Here is a 14,114-nt window from a genome sequence, read left to right as displayed (position 1 = left end):
GCACGACCGGAACGACCGGAACAACCGGAACAACCGGACCGAGCGACACAAGCGGAACGACCGGAACGACCGAGGCGGCCGGAGCGCCGCGCACGGCCGGTTCCGTGGACACAACGGATGCGGCGGAAGCGCCGGCGGAGGAACATGCGGCCCAAGATCCTGGTCGTCGAGGACGATCACGCCCTGCGTGACGTCCTGCGGCGCGGCCTGCACGACGAGGACTTCGAGACGGTGACCGCCGCGGACGGCGCCATGGCACTGCGGCTGGCGACGCCCGACGTGGCCGCGGCGGTGCTGGACGTCGGGCTGCCCGACGCGGACGGCCGGGACGTGTGCCAGGCGATGCGCGCGGGCGGATTCCTCGCCCCCGTCATCTTCCTGACGGCGCGGCACGGTCTGACGGACCGGTTGTCAGGGTTCTCCGCGGGCGGCGACGACTACCTGCCCAAGCCCTTCCACCTCAGCGAACTCGCCGCCCGGCTGCGGGCCCTGCTCAAGCGCTGCGCACCGCGGGCCGCATTCCCGCCGGCCGCCGCCACGGCGGGCGGTCTGGTCCTGGACCCCGTACGGTACGGCGCCACCGTGGACGGCGCCCGGATCGCGCTCACCCCGACGGAGTTCCGGCTGCTAGCGGCGCTCGTCGCCGCGAGCGGCGAGATCGTGCGCCGCCGCGAACTGGTCAGGGCGGGCTGGCCGGAAGGAGCACGGGTGAGTGACAACACCCTCGACCAGTACCTGACCCGGCTGCGGCGCAAACTGCGGGCGGCGGGCAGCGGGCTGACGGTCGCCACCGCGCGCGGGATCGGCCACCGGCTCGTATGAGGATCCCGTTCCGGTGGGCGCCGCGGACCCTGCGTGGCCGGCTGTCGCTGATCGCGCTGACGACGGCCGCGCTGCTGATGGTGATCCTCACCGTGGCCTTCAACACCGTGGCCCGGCACCGCCTCCAGCACGAGGCCGACGACGAACTGCGCACCCGGGCGGCGGCCGTCGCCGGCACCGTCGACGTCCGCGGCGGGACGGTACGGGTCCTGGAGACCGCCAACGACGCGCCCCTGGACACCAATGTGTGGATCTACGCGGGCCGGCGGCTGCTCGAACGCCCGGCGTCCGCGACCCGCGCCGGCGCCCTCACCGGGGCGGCCGGGGCGCTGGCCCGCCGCGGCCGGGGCTGTGCCACCGTGGACGGGCCCGATCCGGTCCGGCTGTGCGCCGAACCGGTCCCCGGCGCCGGAGCGAAGGCCGCCACGGTCGTCACGGCCCTGGACCTGTCGCCGTACCGCAGTTCCGCCGAGACGCTGCTGCTGGGCTCCTTCGCCCTGGACGTCCTCATGCTCGCCTGCACCTACGGTCTGACCCGGCTGGCGGTCGGCCGGGCGCTGCGGCCGGTGCGCACGATGACGGACCAGGCGGCGCAGTGGAGCGCCACGGCCTCCGACGAGCGGTTCGGCGACGTCGGGCGGCCGGCCGAACTCGCCGGGCTCGGCGCCTCGTTGGACGCCCTGCTCGACCGCATACGGGCGGTGCTGCGGCACGAGCGGCAGCTCACCGGGGAGTTGTCGCACGAGTTGCGGACGCCGCTGAGCCGGATCGTCGCCGAGGTGGACTGGTGGCGTGCCCGGCCGCGGTCGCCGGCCGAGACCCGGGCGGCCCACGACGTGATCGCCGAGGCCGCCCAGTCGATGCGCACCATCTGCGACACCCTGCTCGACGAGGCCCGCGACGGTCTCGGTCCGGCCCCCGGCACGGCCGACGTACTGCCCGCGCTGCGTCGTCTGACCGCGGCCCTGGACCCGCCCGACGGGATACGGATCATGGTCTGCGGTCCCGACCTGCCGCTGCGGGCCGGGGTGCAGTCCGCGCTGCTGGAACGGATCGTCAGCCCGCTCGTCGCCAACGCGCTGCGCTATGCCCGCGCCGACGTCACGGTCACCGCCCGTCCGACGGCGGGCGCGGTGTGCGTCGACGTCGCGGACGACGGTCCGGGCGTACCGGAGTCGTTCACGGACCGCCTCTTCCAGCCGGGCCGGCGCGCCGATCCCTCGGACGGGCACGGCGGAGCGGGCCTCGGGCTGCCGCTCGCGCGGCGCCTGGCCCGTTCCGCCGGCGGTGAGGTGTCCTTCGACCCGGAACACGCCCCCGGGGCGCGTTTCGTGGTGACGCTGCCCGCCGGATAGGGACGGCTCACGCGGTCGGACGCACGGCCCGCTGCTCGGTGACGTCCTTGCGGCTCACCGTGAGGTACCCGACCAGGCCGAGGATGACCGCGAGGAACAGCACGCTGGTCACCACGGTGCCCAGGCCCAGCCCGCCGTCGCCGGTCGGCTGCGAGAGGTAGTCGCCGACGGAGGCCCCGAGCGGGCGGGTGAGGATGTAGGCGATCCAGAAGCTCAGGACGACGTCGAGGCCGAGCGCGAAGTGCGCGACGCCGACCGCCGCGATGGCGAGGGCGAACAGTACGGCGGACAGCCAGTAGCCGAGGTTCATGCGCTCGGACACCAGGTCGCCGGCCGCGGTGCCGAGGGCGAAGGTGAACAGCACGGCGAGCCAGTAGAAAGCCTCGCGGGCACCGGTGTCGATGCTGTGGATCGACAGGGTCCGCTCGCGGCGGTACCAGAGGGCGAAGGTGACCGCGAGGAGGACCGCGAACACCGTGGTGCTCGTCGTCAGCGGCACGCCCATGTTGTCGGTGAGGTTGTCGCTGATGAGTGTGCCGACGACGCTGATCAGGGCGACGGCCGTCCAGTACACGCCGGCCCGGTAGGCCCGGGTGCGGAACTGCACGACGAGCACGACCGCGAGCAGCGCGCTCATGAGCACCGACACACCGGTCAGGCCGAGGCCCGCCTTCTCGTTGAGCAGGTCGGCCGCGGTCTCGCCGACGGTGGTGCACAGCACCTTGATCACCCAGAAGTAGACGGTGACTTCGGGCACCTTGTTCCAGCGCGGCCGGCGGCCGGGCGCCGCGTCCGCGGTGTCGGCCGCAGGGGTCGGGGAGGTCTCTGATGTCATGGGGCCCGACGGTGTCACCGGGCGCCTGAACGCATCCTGACCGCTCGCCGCCGGTCGCCGTCCGGTGTGCCGCCACCGGTCACAGCCCGTCGGGCCACCACCGGTCACAGCCCGTTGGGCCACCACCGGTCACAGCCCGTTGGGCCACCACCGGTCAGCCGGCCGGCCCGAGGGGCACCAGCAGGGTGAAGGTGGTGGGCGCAGGGCGGGTGAGGGAGAGCCTGCCGTCGAGCGAGAGGGCCAGGTCGCGGGCGAGCGCGAGTCCGATGCCGGACCCGGTGCCGCCGGTGTGCCCGCGTTCGAACAGCCGCGTCCCGTCCCCGGTGACGGTGCCCTCGTCGGCGACGTCGAAGGCGAGCGCGTCGCCGAGGTCGCGCACGGTGAGCCGTACCGTGCCGCAGCCGTGGACCCGGGCGTTGTCCAGGAGCACGCCGAGGATCTCGGCGACCGGCGCGCCGGGCACCAGCGCCTCCTCGGGTACGTCCCGGGCGGCGCAGACCAGGCGGCGTCCGTCGCGGGCGAGCGGCCCGTGCCAGTGTTCCTCGGCCTCCCGCAGCAGCCGGCGCGCCGGCCGGTCCGGGAGCGGTGGGCGGTGCAGGCCATGGGCGCGCGCGAGCCGCAGTACCTCCTCGACCGTGCGGTGCAGCCGCCGGGAGGTGTCCAGGGCCTCCCGCAGGACCGGACGCAGCCGCGCGTCGTCCTGGCCGAGGCCGGCCTCCAGGGCGAGTTGCAGACCGGTCAGCGGGGTGCGCAGTTGGTGGGAGGCGTTGGCGGTGAAGTCCCGTTCGTGGCGCAGCAGTTCGGTCAGGCCGTGCAGCATCTCGTTGTGGGTGCGGGCGACCTGGTCGACCTCGGCGATGCTGCTGGGCGCGGCCCTGGCACTGAGGTCGCCCGCGGTGACGGCACGGCAGTGCCGGGAGAGGTGTTCCAGCGGGGCGGCGAGCGCTCGCGCCTGGCGTCGGGCGACGAGGACGGCGACGGCCAGGGCGAGGGCGCAGGCCCCGGCCAGGGCGGCCCAGCCCAGCAGGATCCGGCCGCGTACCGCGGAGACCGGCGAGGCGGCCCGTACGACGCCGATGACCTGCTCGGCGTGGGAGACGGGGACGGCGACGACCAGTTCGCCGCCGGTGCCGGTGCGCGCGACCACGGCCCCGAGCGCCCGCCGGACGGCCGGGTCGCCGGTGGCGGGTCCGGTGCCCTCGCGCAGCCCGAGCCGCGGATCGTAGAGGCCGATGCGCTCCCCCGGGTGCGGCGCGGGCAGTTCCACGGGATCGCCGGCGGTGTAGTCCGGGCTGACCCGCACCGCGGCGGACAGCGCCGCGCGCTCCAGGGCGTCGCGCTGGCCGGCGTACAAGGACGATCTGATCGCGAGGGCGAGCGGGACCGCGAGCAGGACCAGGGCGACCAGGACGGCGGTGAGGGCCACCCGCACCACGCGTTGTCTCATGCTCCTCATCATGCGGGACGCGGCAGGGCCGCAGGGGGGCCGCAGCAGGCTTTTGCCGTCGTCTAACCCGCGCCGGTCAGTGCGTTAACCGGCCCGCTCCTAGCGTCGTGGCCACGGCCGCCCGGTTCGCGGGCGGCCCCGGAGAACGGCCCAGGAGGGCAGTGGCCATGACACGCGCACGCAGTCTCGCCGTCGTCTCGTTCACGCTGGTGGTGGGGGTGACCGGCGTCGGATGCTCCACGGGGGCCGCCGCACCGCCCGCGCGGCAGGGGTCGGCCCACGCCCCCTCGGCGCCGCCTCCCACCGAGTCCAACCCGCCCGGCGACATCCCCGACAACCAGGCGTACGTCGCTTTCCAGGGCAACGGATTCACGGTGCGGGTGCCCGAGGGATGGGCCCGCGGCACGCAGGGCGCCGACACGGTCTACACGGACAAGCTGAACACCGTCCGGATCACGGAGACGACCGCCGCCGCGGCACCGACCGTCGCCTCGGTCGGCAAGGAGGTGGTGCCGCGGCTGCGCGGACAGGTGCCCAAGTTCGCCTCCGCCGAGGTGTCGCAGGTCAGCCGCAAGGGCGGGCAGGCCGTCCGGCTCACGTACCAGGGTGACTCCGCCACGGACCCGGTGACCGGGAAGGTCGTGCGGGACGCGTTCGAGCGGTACGCCTTCCACCGCGCCGGCCGCGAAGTGGATCTGACGCTCTCCGGCCCGGTCGGCGCGGACAACGTGGACCCGTGGCGGATCGTCACCGACTCCTTCACGTGGCGGTGAGCGGGATGACCGCCGAACGGCCGGAGGACGCCCTCACCGCCCGTGAGCTGTACCGGTTCTTCCGGGCGGGTGAGGAGGAGACGCCGGCCCTGCGCGGGGTGTCGCTGCGGGTGCGCCGGGGCGAGACGGTCGCCGTGGTGGGGCCGTCGGGTTCGGGCAAGTCGACGCTGCTGGCGTGCCTGGCCGGGCTGGACGAGCCGTCCGGCGGGGAGGTCCGGGTGGCCGGGGTGCGCATCAGCCACCGGCCGGAGAGCGAACGCGCCCGGCTGCGCGCCCAGCACGTCGGTGTCCTGTTGCAGTCCCGCAATCTGCTGCCCCACCTGAGCGCCCTGGACAATGTGCGGCTGGCCCAGAGCGCCGTGCGCGGCCGGCCGGCGGCGTCCGCCGGCCGGCTGCTGGAGCGGGTCGGGCTCGGACACCGGGCGCAGGCGCTGCCCCGGCAGTTGTCCGGCGGGGAACTGGCCCGCGCGGGACTGGCCGTGGCCCTGGCGAACGATCCGGCGGTGCTGCTCGCCGACGAGCCGACCGGTGAACTCGACGGCGACACCGAGCGGTTGGTCCTGGAGCTGCTGCGCGACCGGGCGGCGGACGGCTGCGCCGTGCTCGTGGTGACCCACAGCGGCCAGGCCGTGCGGATCGCGGACCGGGTGATCGAACTGCACGACGGACAGGTCCGGGAGGGCACGTCCCGGCCCGAGGAGGTAGCGGATGTCAGGGGATGACGTGAGGTCACGGAGGCGGACCGCCGCACCCGGCGACGCCGTGGCGCAGGGCGTCCACGGCGCTGCCGCCCGCGGGCGGGAGGTGGCCCATGGCGCCGGATGACGTGCTGGTCGAGTGCCGGGACGCCGCCCTGACCTTCGGGCGGGGTGCGCACGCGGTGGTGGCCGTGCACGGTGCCACGCTGACCGTACGCGCCGGGCAGCGGCTCGCGATCGTGGGGCCCTCGGGTTCCGGGAAGTCGTCGCTGCTGCATCTGCTGGCCGGTCTCGAACGGCCCACCGGCGGCACGGTGACCTGGCCCGCGTCGGCCGGGCCGCGCGACATCGGGCTGGTGTTCCAGAGCGAGAGCCTGATCCCGGCCCTCGACGTCGTCGAGAACACCGCGCTGCCGCTGGTCCTTTCCGGGGTGCCCGAGGAACGGGCACGGCGTGCCGCGCTGGACGCACTGGCACTGGTCGCGGCCGACGACCTGGCCGAGCGGCTGCCGGAGGAGATCTCCGGCGGGCAGGCCGGGCGGGTCGCGGCGGCCCGTGTGCTCGCCCAGGCGCCCCGGCTGATCCTGGCCGACGAGCCCACCGGCCGGCTCGACCGCACCACCGCCGGCCGCGTCCTCGACGCGCTGCTCACGGCGGCCGAACGGACGGGCGCCGCGCTCGTCGTCACCACCCACGACCCGGCGGTCGCGGCCCGGCTCGGCGCACGCCGTGCCATGCGCGACGGCCGGCTGCTGGTCGCCGAGGAGGCTTCCTAATGTTGTTGTCAAGCCGCCTCGGTGACCGGTGGTGCGACTTGGTAGCACCGTCGGTCACGGATCAGGGCCCAGATGACGTTCACGCGGCGTCGTGCGAGGGCGAGGACCGCTTGGACGTGCCGCTTGCCGGGCGGCCAAGCCTCCCAAGCCACGGTCGGCAGCGTCATGAAAGCCACACCCGGTCCTCCTGGGTGAGCCAACCCTACGAATGGCTCGCTCAGCCCAAGCAGGAAGGTAGAGCGTCATGATCATTTCTTGGGCGGGCGGACTCGCCCGCCGTCGCACCGGACGGCTGCTGGCCGCCGCGGCCGGGATCGCCCTCGCCGTGGCCCTGATCGCCGCGCTGGGCTCCTTCCTGACCGCCTCCAAGGCCACCATGACGCAGCGTGCCGTTCGGTCCGTCGCCGTGGACTGGCAGGTCGAGGTGGAGCCGGGCGCTGACCCGGGGTCGGTACGGAACCTGGTGCGTTCGACCCCCGGGGTGCGTACCGCGCTGCCGGTGGGACTCGCACCCAGCAGCGGCTTCACCGCCACCGTGCGGGGCACCACGCAGACCACCGGGCCCGGCGTGGTGCTGGGCCTGCCCGACGGCTACCGCACCGCGTTCCCCGGTGAGCTGCGCACCCTCAGCGGCAGTGACACGGGCGTGCTGCTGGCCCAGCAGACGGCCGCCAACCTGCATGTCGTGCCCGGCGACCGGGTCGGCGTCAAGCTCCCCGGAACGGGCGGTACGCGCCAGGTCCGGGTGGCCGGGGTCGTCGATCTGCCGCAGGCCGACCAGTTGTTCCAGAAGGTCGGCGCGCCCACCCAGTCCCAGCCGACGGCGCCCCCGGACAACGTACTGCTGCTGCCGTCGGCGGAGTTCGCCTCGCTGACCCGGACCGCCACCGGCGTCGGCACGCAGATCCATGTGGCCCGCGACGGCGCGCTGCCCGCCGATCCGGCCGCCGCGTACACCTCGGTCACCCGGGCCGCGCACAATCTGGAGGCCAGGTCCGCGGGCGGTGCCGTAGTCGGCGACAACCTGGGGGCGGCCCTGGACGCGGCCCGGCAGGACGCGCTCTACGCGCAACTGCTGTTCCTGTTCCTCGGCGTGCCCGGTGCCGTGCTGGCCGCGGCCCTGACCGCGGCGGTCGCCGCCGCGGGCGGCGAACGGCGCCGTCAGGAACAGGCGCTGCTGCGGCTGCGCGGGCTGCGGCCCGGCCGGATCGTGGCGCTCGCGGGCCTGGAGGCGGCGCTGGTGGCGGCCGTCGGCGGCCTGGCCGGGCTGGGCATCGCCGCGCTGACCGGCCGGATCGCCTTCGGTACGGCCTCCTTCGGTGCCGGGGCGGGCAGTTGGGGTGTCCGGTACGGCGGCGCGTTCGCGCTCGGTGCCGCGGTGGCCGCGGGCGCGGTGCTCGTTCCGGCGGTGCGCGACCTGCGTGCGGTGACCGTGGCCGACGCCCGGCGGCCGGGCCGCGCCGGCCGCAATCCGTGGTGGCTGCGCTTCGGGGTCGACGTCCTGCTGCTGATCGGCGCCTGGCTGGTCTTCCGGGCCTTGGCCGGCAATCAGTACGCCCTGGTCCTCGCGCCCGAGGGGGTGCCGAGCATCTCCGTGTCGTACTGGGCGTTCCTCGGACCGGCGCTGCTGTGGGCCGGGGCGGCGCTGCTGCTGTGGCGGCTGACGCTGCTGGCGCTGACGTACGGGCGGCCTGTGCTCGCGCGGCTCGCCCGCCCGTTGACCGGGACGCTGGCGGGCACCACGGCGGCCATGCTCGCCCGCAGGCGGCGCCCGCTGGCCCGTTCCGTGGTGCTGCTCGCAGTGGCGGCGGCGTTCGCGGTGTCCACCGCGGTCTTCAACGCCACCTACCGGCAGCAGGCGGAGATCGACGCCCGGCTGACCAACGGGGCCGACGTCACCGTCACGGAGCCGCCCGGGGCCGGCGTCCCGCCCACCGCGGCCGACTCCCTGCGGGTCGCCGGGGTGCGGCATGTCGAGCCGCTCCAGCACCGGTTCGCGTACGTCGGCTCGGACCTTCAGGACCTGTACGGGGTACGACCCGACACGATCGCCTCGGCGACCTCGTTGCAGGACGCGTACTTCTCCGGCGGCACGGCCCGGGAACTGATGCGGACACTGGCCGAGCGGCCCGACAACCTGCTGGTGAGCGCCGAGACGGTGACGGACTTCCAGCTCTCCCCCGGTGACACGGTCAACCTGCGGATCCAGGACGCGGGCACGAAGGCACTGCGGACGGTCCCCTTCCACTACGCCGGGATCGTCAAGGAGTTCCCGACCGCGCCGAAGGACAGCTTCTTCGTCGCCAACGCCTCCTACCTCGCGCGGGCGACGGGCAGCGACGCGACGGGCGCGTTCCTCGTCGACACCGGCGGCAGCGGGCAGCGGGCGGTCGCGGACCGGCTGCGGCAGCGCGTGGGCACGGATGCCACGGTCACCGATCTGACCCAGACGCGGGGCACCATCGGTACGAGTCTGACCTCCGTCGACCTGGGCGGGCTGACCCGGATCGAGCTGGTGTTCGCGGTGCTGCTGGGGGCCGGGGCGGGCGGTCTCGTGCTGGCGCTGGGGCTGGCCGAGCGGCGCCGGACGTTCGCGGTCGCCACCGTGCTGGGCGCCACCCGGCGCCGGCTGCGCGGCATGGTCCTCACCGAGGCGGCGCTGGTCGCGGTGGGCGGTCTGGCCGGCGGGGCGCTGATCGGCTGGGTGCTGTCCGAGATGCTGGTGAAGGTGCTCACCGGGGTCTTCGACCCGCCGCCCGCCGCGCTCTCGGTTCCCGGCGGCTATCTCACGCTCGGCGCGCTGACCGCGGTGGCGGCGGTGTTCGCCGCCGCAGTGGCCGGTGTGCGGCAGGCGGGCCGGCCGGCCGTGGAGGAACTCCGCGAGCTATGAGGGCACGGACCGCCGCCTCTACGCTGGCCGACATGCGCATACCCGCGGTATCACCGGACCCCCGCCGTTTCCGCGTCCTCGTCGTCGAGGACGACGACACGATCGGGCGGCATCTGGAGACCGGGCTGCGCGCCAACGACTACGCGCCGACCTGGAGCCGTACCGGGTCGGGTGCGCTGGCCGAGGTCGAACGGGCGCCGTACGACGCGCTGCTGCTCGACCTCGGCCTGCCGGATCTGGACGGCCTCGACGTCGCCCGGAGGCTGCGGGACCGGTTCCCCCATCTGCTGATCGTCGTCCTCACCGCCCGTACGGACGACATCGACGTGATCGCCGGGCTGGAGGCGGGCGCGGACGACTATCTGGTCAAGCCGTTCACGCTCAGCGTGCTGCTGGCCCGGCTGCGGGCGCACCTGCGCCGCCGGTACGTCGCGGCCCCGCTGGACGAGCCGGTGCTGCTGGGGGACCTGGTCCTCGACGTGCCGGCCCGGCGCTGCACCCTGGACGACAGGGAAGTCCCGCTGCGGCCGAAGGAGTTCGACCTGCTGGCGCTGCTCGCCCGGTACGCGGACACGGCCGTGACCCGGGAGACGCTGATGGCGCGGGTGTGGGACGAGAACTGGTTCGGGTCGACGAAGACCCTCGACGTCACCATGGCGAGCCTGCGCCGCCGGCTCACCGACGCGGCCGAGTCCGTGCCGCGTGCGGTACGACTGCCCCGGATCACCACCCTGCGGGGGCACGGCTACCGGCTCGAAACCGATCCGGCGTAGGCACCTCCCCCGAGGGCGGAAGGCCCGAGGCGAAGGCGAAGGCGGAAGCCCGGGACCGGAGGACTTCAGGGCCCAAAAGCCCGAAGTCCCGAGGACGCTCACGCCCGAAGGCGCGCAGGCACGCCCGGCCACCCGGCCGACGGCAGGCCGACCTGGGCGGACGGACCGACGGGCCGGGTCCGGTGGCAGGCCGGGCCCGCGCGGCGGCTCCCGGCGGCTCCCGGCGGCTCAAGGCGGCTCAAGGCGGCTCAAGGCGGCTCAAGGCGGCTCAGGGCGCGACGCCGGGCCCGTCCGGGCGGCTGCGGCGCTGCTCGACCATGTCGCGGCTGAGCCCTTCCGTCTCGGCCTCGGGCAGTCGCTCGAAGCCGTCCTCGGTGATGACCGAGACCACGGGGAAGATCCGCCGGTTGAGGTCGGGGCCGCCGGTGGCGGAGTCGTCGTCGGCCGCGTCGTACAGCGCCTGAAGGGCCGCCAGGGCGGCCTCCCGGCGGGGCATGCCCGGCCGGAACAGTTTCTTCAGCGCGCCACGGGCGTACGGGGAGCCGGAGCCCTCGGCGTGGAAGCCGGACTTCTCGTAGCGGCCGCCGGCCACGTCGAAGCTGAAGATGCGGCCCCGTCCGCCGCCGGGCGCGGACCGGTCGTAGCCGACGAGCAGGGGGACGACCGCGAGGCCCTGCATGGCCTGGCCGAGGTTCTGCCGGATCAGGCCGGCCAGCCGGGTCGCCTTGGCGCCCAGGGTCATGGGGATGCCCTCCACCTTTTCGAAGTGGGCCAGTTCGACCTGGTAGAGCTTCACCATGTCCAGCGCGAGCCCTACGGTGCCCGCGAAGGCCACCGCCGTGTGATCGTCCGCGGGATGCACCTTCTCCAGGTCGCGCTGGGCGATCAGGTTGCCCAGGGTGGCCCGGCGGTCGCCGGCGATCAGTACGCCGTCGCGGTAGACGAGGGCGAGGATCGTGGTGCCGTGCGGGAACCGGTCGGAGTCGGCCCGCACCCCGTCCGGGAAGGAGCGGCGCGTCGGCAGCAGCTCCGGCCGGTGCGCGGCGAGGAACTCGGTGAAGGACGCGGTACCGGGTGTGAAGAATTCCGCCCCCAGCCGGCCGCCGGTGTCCTCTCCTGTCATGGCATGCCCCCTTCGTCGTCGGCAACGGGGTTCCTACCTGTCGCGGGCGCACGGGAAACGCCGGTCCGCTCACAGGGCCTTGCGGCGCATCAGCAGCCCGAGCACCAGCAGTCCCGGAACCAGCGGCAGCCACACGGTCAGCAGGCGGTAGCCGAGGACGGCGGAGGCCGCCGCGGCGCCCGGGGCTCCGTCGGCGGTGAGCGCGAAGGCGAGCGCGGCGTCCAGGGAGCCGATGCCTCCCGGGGTGGGCAGCAGGGCGGCGGCGCTGCTCGCGGCGAGGTACAGCAGCGCCACCCGGACCGGGGGCAGCGGCAGTCCGACGGCCTGGCAGACGGCGATCAGCACCAGGGCGTGCGCCGTGGCGAAGGCCAGCGAGCCGCCCCACAGGGCGGCCGCGCGGGGCGGGTTCGTGTGCACGGCGCGGATGTCGGCGAGCACCGTGAGCAGGGCCCGTCGGCAGCGGGGCCACAGCCTGGAGCGCAGCAGCACGGCCAGCAGGACGAGGACGGCCGGCCCGACGGCGAGCACGACCGGGGAGACCCGCGGCAGGCTCAGCAGGCCAGGACAGGCCAGGGTGAGTGCCGCGACGAGCGCGCCGCGGGCGACGCCGCCCGCGGTGGCCTTGACCGCGAGGGCGCTGGCGGCACGTCCGGCCGGGAGGCCGCAGCGCATCAGGAAGCGGAGGTTGACGGCGCCCGCGCCCAGCCCGGCGGGCAGTACGTGGTTGGCGGCGGAGGCGGCGAACTGCGTGGCGACCAGTCGGCGGCCGGGCAGCCTGCGCGGGACCGCGCCCTGCTGGGCGAGCGCCGAGAACGCCCAGGTGGCGATCGCCGCCGTGGCTCCCACCAGCAGCCAGCCGTGGTCGGCGACGGCCAGCCGCGCGGCACCGGTCCGGACCGTCGGCCAGTGGCGCCGCGCCAGGTAGGCGGCGACCGCCAGGACGGCGAGGGTGCCGGCGGTGTGCCAGTAGGCGCGGCGGCGGCCGGCGGCGGGGGCGAGGTCGGCCGGGGCCGTCATGAGCCGGCCGCCGGAGTGGCGTAGTACAGGCGCAGTCCGCCGACGGACGTGGACGGCCAGGAGCGGGCGTACGCGGGGGGCCGGCCGCCGGCCGTGACCAGTGCGGCCACCGGGGTGCTGCGCGCGGTCCGTTCGATGTCGGCCCGGGTCGAGTTGGCGTTGTGGCCCGAGGTCGCGGCGGAGGAGCAGCCGGCGTAGAAGGCGATCGGGATGGCGTCGTGCCCGGTGAGCAGACAGGGCGGGCGGACGCCCAGGCGGTGCAGTTCGTCCGCGGTGCGCGACCAGTCGCGGCGGGCGGCCGTGGTGCGGCCGACGGTGTTCTCCAGGACGGCGAGCTGCACCGCGAGGTGGGCGGCGAGTCCGACCGCGACCAGGGTCACGGCGAGCGGTCGCCGGGCCGGGGCGGTCGTGGTCACCAGGTGGCCGAGGGCCGCGGCCACCGGGACGGCGAGCAGGGCGTAGGCGGGCAGCAGGAAGCGGGGCGCCGCGTATCCGATCATGAACAGATAGGGGAAGGCGGCGGTCGCCGCGCAGGCCAGCAGCAGCGCGGTGGGGGCGCCGCGCCGGGCCCGGACGGCGACGGCCAGGCCGTACAGGGCGAGCGCGGGGAGCACGAACCACCACACCATGACCACCGGGTGGGGCATCGCCCCGGTGCACGGCCGGCACAGGGCCCGTCCGCCCAGGCTGCGCAGTTGGTCGGTGACGGCGAAGTGCCAGCCGAGGCCGCCCTGGATCGCCGAACCGTCGGACAGCCGGCGGGCCAGGCCGCCGTAGCTCACGTACGCCTCGGCCACCCACTCGACGGCACCCGCGGCGAGGCCCGCCAGGAGTGCGGCGAGCGGGCGCCAGTGGCGTCGGCCGAGTGCCAGGGCGAGCAGCGGCAGGCTCGTCCAGACCGCGTCGGTGGGCCGCATCCAGGCCATCAGCGCGGCGCTCGCGGCCAGTCCGCACAGTGCGGCGCGGTCGGCCCGGTCGGCGCGGGCGCGCAGGAAGCAGGCGACGGCGGCGAGCGCGCCGACGGCGACCCAGTAGTTGGGCATGGCCTGCGGGCCGTAGAAGAGTGTCACCCAGAGCGAGGCGAACAGGGCGCCCGCCAGCGCCAGGACGCGCACCGGGAAGAGTCCTCGCCAGGCGCGCAGCGCCAGGAACAGGGCGAGTCCGGAGAGTACGGCGAGGTAGCAGCGCAGCAGGGGCGTGGCGGAGGACCAGGCGGTCACGGGTGCGACGAGCAGGGAGATGCCGCGGGCGCGGGGGGCGCTGAAGAAGGCGGCGGGGGCGTGGCCGCTGACCTGGCTCACGTACACGGTCTCGTCCCAGCCGAGGCCCATTCCGGGGCGTACGAGGACCAGTTGGGCGAGGGTGAAGGCGGCCGCCACGAGGACGAGGGGGCGCTGGGCACGGGCGGCGCTGGCGGCGTCGGATCCGGGTCGCCGTCTGTCGCGGCCCGCCCCGGCGAGTGTGACGTTCGCGCTGCCGGCCATCATCCACCCACCCCTCCACCCCTACATCGTGTAGGGTTTCTGACACCCTACAGGCTGTAGTACCGAGGGCGGGAGTCGACGACAAACACGATCAAACTACCCGCATCGGGCGGCCGTCGGT

General features: G+C 75.0%; 12 protein-coding genes. 7 read left to right on the top strand and 5 right to left on the bottom strand.

Annotated features, from left to right (window positions below):
* Nucleotides 1-144: 144 nt before the first annotated feature.
* Nucleotides 145-822 (top strand): response regulator transcription factor, encoded by a 678-nt coding sequence (locus ACFC09_RS16615; RefSeq protein WP_376528361.1) that lies wholly within the window; start codon nt 145-147, stop codon nt 820-822.
* The gene (locus ACFC09_RS16610; RefSeq protein WP_376528358.1) at nt 819-2,177 is read left to right on the top strand and encodes a sensor histidine kinase; all 1,359 of its coding nucleotides are present in this window, start codon (nt 819-821) and stop codon (nt 2,175-2,177) included. The genes ACFC09_RS16615 and ACFC09_RS16610 overlap by 4 nt, the downstream gene beginning before the upstream one ends.
* A 7-nt stretch (nt 2,178-2,184) precedes the next feature.
* On the opposite strand, the gene ACFC09_RS16605 is transcribed toward ACFC09_RS16610, so the two are convergent.
* Nucleotides 2,185-3,012: a hypothetical protein gene (locus ACFC09_RS16605; protein ID WP_376528355.1), complete on the bottom strand. Its 828-nt coding sequence runs from the start codon at nt 3,010-3,012 to the stop codon at nt 2,185-2,187.
* A gap of 154 nt (nt 3,013-3,166) precedes the next feature.
* Nucleotides 3,167-4,459 carry a histidine kinase dimerization/phospho-acceptor domain-containing protein gene (locus ACFC09_RS16600; protein WP_376528352.1) on the bottom strand — a complete coding sequence of 431 codons (1,293 nt, stop codon included), beginning with the start codon at nt 4,457-4,459 and terminating at the stop codon, nt 3,167-3,169.
* Between the two features lie 167 nt (nt 4,460-4,626).
* Here ACFC09_RS16600 and ACFC09_RS16595 point away from each other — a divergent pair, with 167 nt between their 5' ends.
* The 5 genes from ACFC09_RS16595 to ACFC09_RS16575 all read left to right on the top strand — a co-directional run bounded on the left by ACFC09_RS16595 (nt 4,627) and on the right by ACFC09_RS16575 (nt 10,369).
* Entirely contained in the window at nt 4,627-5,232 is a 606-nt protein-coding gene (locus ACFC09_RS16595; RefSeq protein WP_376528349.1) for a hypothetical protein, read from the top strand.
* Nucleotides 5,233-5,237: 5 nt separating this feature from the next.
* Nucleotides 5,238-5,954, top strand: a complete 717-nt coding sequence (locus ACFC09_RS16590; protein ID WP_376528347.1) for an ABC transporter ATP-binding protein — start codon at nt 5,238-5,240, stop codon at nt 5,952-5,954.
* A gap of 89 nt (nt 5,955-6,043) precedes the next feature.
* Nucleotides 6,044-6,706, top strand: coding sequence for an ABC transporter ATP-binding protein (locus ACFC09_RS16585; RefSeq protein WP_376528344.1), 663 nt, complete (start codon nt 6,044-6,046; stop codon nt 6,704-6,706).
* 244 nt (nt 6,707-6,950) lie between these two features.
* The gene (locus ACFC09_RS16580) at nt 6,951-9,596 is read left to right on the top strand and encodes an FtsX-like permease family protein (protein WP_376528341.1); all 2,646 of its coding nucleotides are present in this window, start codon (nt 6,951-6,953) and stop codon (nt 9,594-9,596) included.
* Between the two features lie 32 nt (nt 9,597-9,628).
* The gene (locus tag ACFC09_RS16575) at nt 9,629-10,369 is read left to right on the top strand and encodes a response regulator transcription factor (protein ID WP_376528338.1); all 741 of its coding nucleotides are present in this window, start codon (nt 9,629-9,631) and stop codon (nt 10,367-10,369) included.
* 268 nt (nt 10,370-10,637) lie between these two features.
* Here ACFC09_RS16575 and prcB read toward each other — a convergent pair whose 3' ends face one another.
* The 3 genes from prcB to ACFC09_RS16560 form a co-directional block, all read right to left on the bottom strand.
* Nucleotides 10,638-11,492, bottom strand: coding sequence for a proteasome subunit beta (gene prcB / locus ACFC09_RS16570; protein WP_376528334.1), 855 nt, complete (start codon nt 11,490-11,492; stop codon nt 10,638-10,640).
* A gap of 69 nt (nt 11,493-11,561) precedes the next feature.
* Nucleotides 11,562-12,509 (bottom strand): YbhN family protein, encoded by a 948-nt coding sequence (locus ACFC09_RS16565; RefSeq protein WP_376528331.1) that lies wholly within the window; start codon nt 12,507-12,509, stop codon nt 11,562-11,564.
* The gene (locus tag ACFC09_RS16560) at nt 12,506-13,993 is read right to left on the bottom strand and encodes a hypothetical protein (protein WP_376528433.1); all 1,488 of its coding nucleotides are present in this window, start codon (nt 13,991-13,993) and stop codon (nt 12,506-12,508) included. Before ACFC09_RS16560 ends, ACFC09_RS16565 begins: the two co-directional genes overlap by 4 nt.
* Nucleotides 13,994-14,114 lie beyond the last annotated feature (121 nt).

Source organism: Streptomyces sp. NPDC056161 (assembly GCF_042268025.1).
GTDB lineage: Bacteria > Actinomycetota > Actinomycetes > Streptomycetales > Streptomycetaceae > Streptomyces.
The sequence above is the reverse complement of the archived record's forward strand: the minus strand, read 5'-3'. Positions and strand labels throughout refer to the sequence as shown.